Source organism: Ruegeria sp. BHSB064 (genome assembly GCF_059613205.1).
In genome coordinates, this window is the sequence record NZ_JBXWSB010000190.1 from 1 (window position 1) to 5,948 (window position 5,948).

Annotated in this window: 5 protein-coding genes; 1 reads left to right on the plus strand and 4 read right to left on the minus strand. The window is 54.5% G+C overall.

Features of this window, described 5'->3' with window-relative positions:
* From AC2FNU_RS23645 to AC2FNU_RS23655, 3 genes are all read right to left on the minus strand, one after another.
* On the minus strand, positions 1 to 786 hold a 786-nt coding region (locus tag AC2FNU_RS23645), incomplete at its 3' end, for an ABC transporter permease (protein ID WP_496793567.1).
* Positions 779 to 2,284 carry a sugar ABC transporter ATP-binding protein gene (locus AC2FNU_RS23650; RefSeq protein ID WP_496793571.1) on the minus strand — a complete coding sequence of 502 codons (1,506 nt, stop codon included), beginning with the start codon at positions 2,282 to 2,284 and terminating at the stop codon, positions 779 to 781. The genes AC2FNU_RS23645 and AC2FNU_RS23650, both read right to left, overlap by 8 nt.
* Before the next feature lie 62 nt (positions 2,285 to 2,346).
* Positions 2,347 to 3,333 carry a substrate-binding domain-containing protein gene (locus AC2FNU_RS23655; protein ID WP_496793575.1) on the minus strand — a complete coding sequence of 329 codons (987 nt, stop codon included), beginning with the start codon at positions 3,331 to 3,333 and terminating at the stop codon, positions 2,347 to 2,349.
* A gap of 137 nt (positions 3,334 to 3,470) precedes the next feature.
* Here AC2FNU_RS23655 and AC2FNU_RS23660 point away from each other — a divergent pair, with 137 nt between their 5' ends.
* Entirely contained in the window at positions 3,471 to 4,499 is a 1,029-nt protein-coding gene (locus AC2FNU_RS23660) for a LacI family DNA-binding transcriptional regulator (RefSeq protein WP_496793579.1), read from the plus strand.
* Between the two features lie 239 nt (positions 4,500 to 4,738).
* Here the strand turns inward: AC2FNU_RS23660 and AC2FNU_RS23665 are convergent.
* A partial coding sequence (locus AC2FNU_RS23665; protein ID WP_496793583.1) for an autotransporter outer membrane beta-barrel domain-containing protein occupies positions 4,739 to 5,948 on the minus strand: 1,210 nt, incomplete at its 5' end.

Here is a 5,948-nt window from a genome sequence, read left to right on the forward strand (position 1 = left end):
ACCCAGCACAACTGCGGCCAGCACGTCCAACTCTCGGCCGTAAAGCGCATTTGGCACTACTTCCTGGGCAATGTTTACCTGCATCAACCCACCGATCCCGGCCATCATCCCGCACCATCCAAAGGCAACAATTTGCATTTGCCAGATATTCACACCCGCACGCCGGGCGCCCTCGGGATTGTCGCCAAAAGCGTAAAGCTGACGGCCAAGAGTGGTCAGGCGAATGAGACCCCATGTTGCGACGACGCATACGATCATGACGGCAACCGAAAGGTTCAGCTCAGACCAGGTGCCATCCGCTGCCTGTCGTTCGAAAATGAAGATGCGGTCGGTCCACCAGTCCGGCAGGTTGTAGATGTTTCGGCCCTTCGTGAAAAACATCAGTAGTCCAAAGAACGCATTGAACGTGGCGATGGTGATAACAATGGAAATCACCCGAAACCCGTGGATCAGCAGCGCGTTGATCAGCCCGAGACCGATCCCGAGAAAAGCGGCGACCACAAAACCGATTGCCCAATTCCCACCGCCAATACTCATGAAAATCTGCGCCGCCACGTATTGAACGACCGAAGCCGCCACGGCGAAGGAAATATCAATTCCACCGGCAATCAGCACGACCAACAGGCCAACAGCCCAGATCAGATTAACTGCATTGTTGTTGAGCAGCGACGTGATGTTGCCCATCGTAAGAAAGGTGTCGGTTCCAAGCGACAAACCGAGGATCATCAAGAGCAGAACGATGCTGAGACGCGCTTCGACAGGATGTGTATGAAAGAAGTCACGCATAGATACGTGCCTCCAGTTCAGGCACGCTGGTGGTGCGGGGATCGTATTCGCCCACAATCCGCCCATCCGCCATGTGCAGAACGCGATCCGAATTGAACATCGCTTCGGTCACTTCGTCCGAGATAAGAAGGATTGCCATCCCCTCATCAGCCAATTGGCGTACAATCCGAAAGATGCCGGCCCGGGCCCCGACATCAACGCCAACAGTCGGGCTGTCCAAAATCAATAGGCGCGGCTTGGTTGCCAGCCACTTTGCCAGGACGACCCTTTGCTGGTTGCCACCTGACAGGGTTGAGACCGCATCTTCCGGCTTTCCAATTTTCACGGCAAGTTCACTGATCCAGTGCCGGACAAGTTCGGATTGACGTCTTGGTGACAACAAACCAAGTCCGTTGAGAATGCGGTCCAGCACGGAAATCGCTGTGTTGTCTGCGATAGACTGCGGCTGAATAAGACCTAAAGACAGGCGATCTTCTGACACATAAGCTACGCCTCGGGCGATCGCTTCACGAATTGATGCAAAATGGACCGGAGCGCCTTCTAACCGGATTTCGCCCGCATCCAACGGGTTCATTCCGATCAATGCATGGGCAAGTTCTGTTCGACCAGCACCGATCAGCCCGGTTAGACCAAGCACCTCTCCGTGGTGAATGGTCAGCGATACATCCTGGAATTCGCCGTATCTGCTCATCCCTTCGACTTCCAGCACAGGTTCCGCCCCGGAACGGTCCTGCGCGCTGACTGTATGTTCGAACAAAGCTCCGGTCATCAGTTCACCAAGACGGGACTGCGTCATGCCTTCGGTGGGATAGACGCCAACAAGCTTGCCGTCGCGCAAAACTGTGACCCGTTCGGAAACATCTATGACTTCGGCCAAACGGTGGCTGACGAAAACAACGGCAATCCCTTGTGACGAAAGCGTGCGCACCACGTCCAACAATGCGTCGGTTTCGCTTTGGGTCAGCGAAGCCGTCGGCTCATCCATAAACACAAGCCGAGCCTCACCCATCAATGCACGGGCAATGGCGACGATCTGGCGCTGCGCGATCGGCAGGTCTCCCAACCTGGTGTCGAGGTTCAATGGCACATTCAAACGGTCAAGTACGGCTTGCACGTCACGTTTGTAGCGGCTCCCGAATGTCAGGCGTGGCGTCAGCCCGACCATCTCATCAAATGCGATGTTTTCAGCCACTGTCATATGCGGAAACAGCGCAAGATCCTGCCAAATGACCGCAATCCCCAATGCCCGCGCTTTTGTCGGGGAAATCGTAGCAAGGCCCTGACCGAACAATTCCAGCTCAGCGCCGGGGTCAGCTGTGTAAACCCCCGTAACGATCTTGATCAGCGTTGACTTTCCGCAGCCATTTTCCCCGGCAAGGCAATGCACCTCGCCCGGCTGCACTTCGAAATCGACGGATTTCAGCGCCTTTACCCCGCCGAAGGTTTTTGAGACGTTTCGGAGCCTCAACGCCGGTGCAGTGTCTGGATCAATTTTCATTGTGTTCTAAGCCCGAGTGGAGACCCGCGTCGCGCGGGTCTCCAAATCGTCAGCAAACGACCTCAGAGACCTTTCGCAGCCAGTTCGTCGACTGTGCTTTTGTTGATCTCCAAAAGGTTGTCTGTGATGATATTGCGGGTCGCCTCATCCGGGCTGACAACACCTAAACCTTCGATCTCGGTGCCTTCGGTGATTTCTTCACCATTCACAAGCATATTGCCCAGGGTCACAAAAACACGGCCCGCTTCGGCCGGGTTCCACATAAACCCTCCGGATATGACATCATCCTTCAAAAGCTTTTGACCCTGACCTGGAGAGAACGGACCAAGCACATGGACTTTGCCACCCAGACGGCGTTCTTCGATCGCACGCCCTGCCCCGATCGGACCCTGGCTTCCGAACGCAAGGAACCCCCGCAAATCCGGATTTGCCGCGATGAGATCAAGTGCAGTAGACCGGCTGTCATCAACACTTTCAGCGACGCCATAGCGATCACCCACCGGCTGCAACTTGTCAGAACAGTTTTCAGCCAGCCAGGCGATACCTGCATCTGCCCACGCGTTGTGTAGTGGTACGGTCAGTGACCCGACATAAACGGCGTAAGTGCCGGGCTCTTCAGTTTTCTCGCACAGCAACTTAGCGTGCGCCTCTCCAAACCCATCGGCCGAGGCCAGTTCGAAATTCCAGTCCACATTGTTCAGGCCCGGACCTTCATGTGCGATTACCTTGATCCCTGCATCCATGGCCTTTTGCAACACAGGCTCAAGTGCAGCTTCATCGTTTGGCACCACCCCGATCACATCAACGCCCTTTGCGATCAGATCTTCGATTGCACGGACCTGAAGGGCTGGATCGGCAGAAGTTGGACCAATCATTTCGGCGCTGACACCCAGTTCACCGGCGCGCTCCTTGATGCCTTCTTCCATCGCGTTGAACCAGGGAATTCCTCCGATCTTCACCACGATTCCCATCGTAGTCTCGGCAGCAGCCGAAGTTGCCGTCAGGGCAAATGTGCAGACAGAAGCTGCAAGAATTATTTTTAGTTTCATAACTTCCTCCCTAATTGGCCAGCGCCAAACATGAGCATCCAGCCGAAAAATAATTGCACCATCGGTTGTTCTTAGTTGCGCAATCGATGGTGCACAGGCTATATTGAAACCGCTAATTTTGTCAAAGGGATATATTTTTGGCGAAAACCGACACTAAAAAGCAAATCACGATCTACGATATTGCGGACCGCGCAGGCACGTCAGCAAGCACGGTCGGAGCAGTGCTCAACGGATCCTGGCGCAACCGGCGCATCAGTGAAGAGCGCGCAAACACCATCCGAAAACTGGCAAGCGAGATGGGATATGCGCCAAACATGCAAGCGCGTGCGCTGCGAAGTGTCAGGTCAAGCATGATCGGCATGATTATCCCAATGTACGACAACCGATATTTTGGAGCCATCGCCGAGCGCTTTGAGATGGCATCGCGTGCCAGGGGCCTGTTGCCTATGACCTCTTGCACACATCGCGAACCTGAACTGGAGCTGGCGACCGTCAGGCAGATGCTGTCCTATAACGTGGATCACATTGTGTGCACCGGCGCATCTGATCCGGATGGAATCGCCGAAATTTGCCGTGCGCAGAACGTGCCAACGATCAACCTGGATTTGCCGGGCACGGCGGCGCCTTCCATCATTTCCGACAATTACAGCGGTGCCTATAAACTGACCGAGGCGTTGATCGAACGCGCGGATGCGCAAGGGCGCAACTGGAAAGACGAGTTTCTGTTCGTCGGTGGACGCCCAACGGACCACAATACAAGTGAGCGAATACGCGGCTATGAGGATGCATTCTTACATGCTGGCGCGCATCCGATTGAAGACAACATACTAGCCTGCGGCTACGCGGCGTCGAAATCCAAAGCTGCGTTTTCGGCAAAAGTGAAAGCTTCGGGACGCATGCCGACGGCCATGTTCGTAAACTCTACGGTATCTCTTGAGGGTGTCTTTGAATGGCTGGCACAAAATGACAGAGCCGCGCTGGACACAATACTTTTCGGAAGTTTCGACTGGGATCCGTTTGCGCAATACATGGCACAAAACCTGTTCTCTGTCCGCCAGGATGTCGTTGCCATGGTGGACACAATGTTCCAAATCATCGACAGCGCAACACCTTATGGATCTGACGTGATCCACATTGAGCCGATTGTGATGTCAGACGAAACTTAGCTGCGTTTGGCCGGAGCATTTTGTTGGCGGAATTTCACGCGCAACAGAGCAATTATTTGAAATCAAAACTTTTTAGTTGCCCCTGAAATTCGGTTTTCGACGAGCCTTACTTAACTCACTTTAAGTTGTGATTAGATCAGCCTTTGCACTGTGGTCTTTCAATACCCGAAATAAAATGCCGGAACCATCCATGCGGTTCCGGCTTAGTATTTTCGCAATCTAAAGCGCTTACTTTGGCTTTAGAAAGACCACCTCAGGCCCGCTTGGAAGAACGGTCCCTGAGCATCGTCGCCGATTTCCTGTTCCGCAGTAACCTCCAGATGAATACCACCCTGAAGATCATGCTCATAGCCCACCAATACACTTGCACCGGTGAAATCCGTCGAGGCAAAAGTTAGGTTCTGCGACGACGAGAAAACAGTGACCGTTGCATTGTCATCGCCAAGATCGCGGCGCAGTACGCCACTCAGCTGGCCGATCAACAAACCACCATTGGCAAGCGACATTTCTGCTTCGGCACCTAATCGGGCCTCAATCACCTCGGTGGTTGTGTCACTCACAGTGGCATTTGCGGCTGAGCCGGTTTCAGTGTAGCCGTCGTTTTCTTGACGGGTGTAACGGACATCGGCAAAGCCCAGCATATCCACAGTATCGCTGACCTCGAACCGTCTGTCGGCCCCGACATAGGCGGTCAACAACGTACTGTCATAGTCAGCCTGTGCGCTTGCGCTGCCAGCTATCTCGCGCGTACTGTCCGTGGACAGCCAGCCATAACCCAGACCGGCTTCCACCGTATAGGCTCCAAATTGACGACCAACTGCAGCGTCGAGATAGAAGCCCGTTGTGTCAAAATCGGCGTCATTGCTGCCGTCCGCTTCGAACACACCCATACTCAGAGCAATGGCCAAACCGTTCTCGATCTGGCCCGAGAAACCCGCGCTGCCGTTGAAGACAGTGACATCGGTGTCAAAGTTCGGGTCAGTTTCAAACCGACGAGACGAAGCGTCGAGTTGAACGAATGGGCGGAATGCACCAAAGGTGATGCCACGTGCGGCGTCAAAAGTTCCCGACCGGGTCACTTCATCCTGCAAACCGAAGCTAAGCGCACCACCCGAGCTGCCGACAAGGCTGCCGTAGAAAGCTACGACATCTCCCGAGGCGGCAAGCTGGTCGCTGTCAACAGCTGCATAGATGGGCGCGGCTCCGCCTTCGTTTTGTACAAACCAAGCTGAGTTCGAGTTGGAGACTGTGGTGGTGAAGGCACCAACACTCGGTGCTGCGTCCTCGAAGCTGAACACCGCGTTGCCACCTTGTGCGTCCAGATTCACGTCGTGATCCTGAACCCGGATCAGACCTCCAACCTGATCCCTGGTGTCGACATTCAGCGTGCCAGACCCTGTGCCCAGATAAATGGCATAAGCTTCACCGCCCGTCGACGACACAGAAATC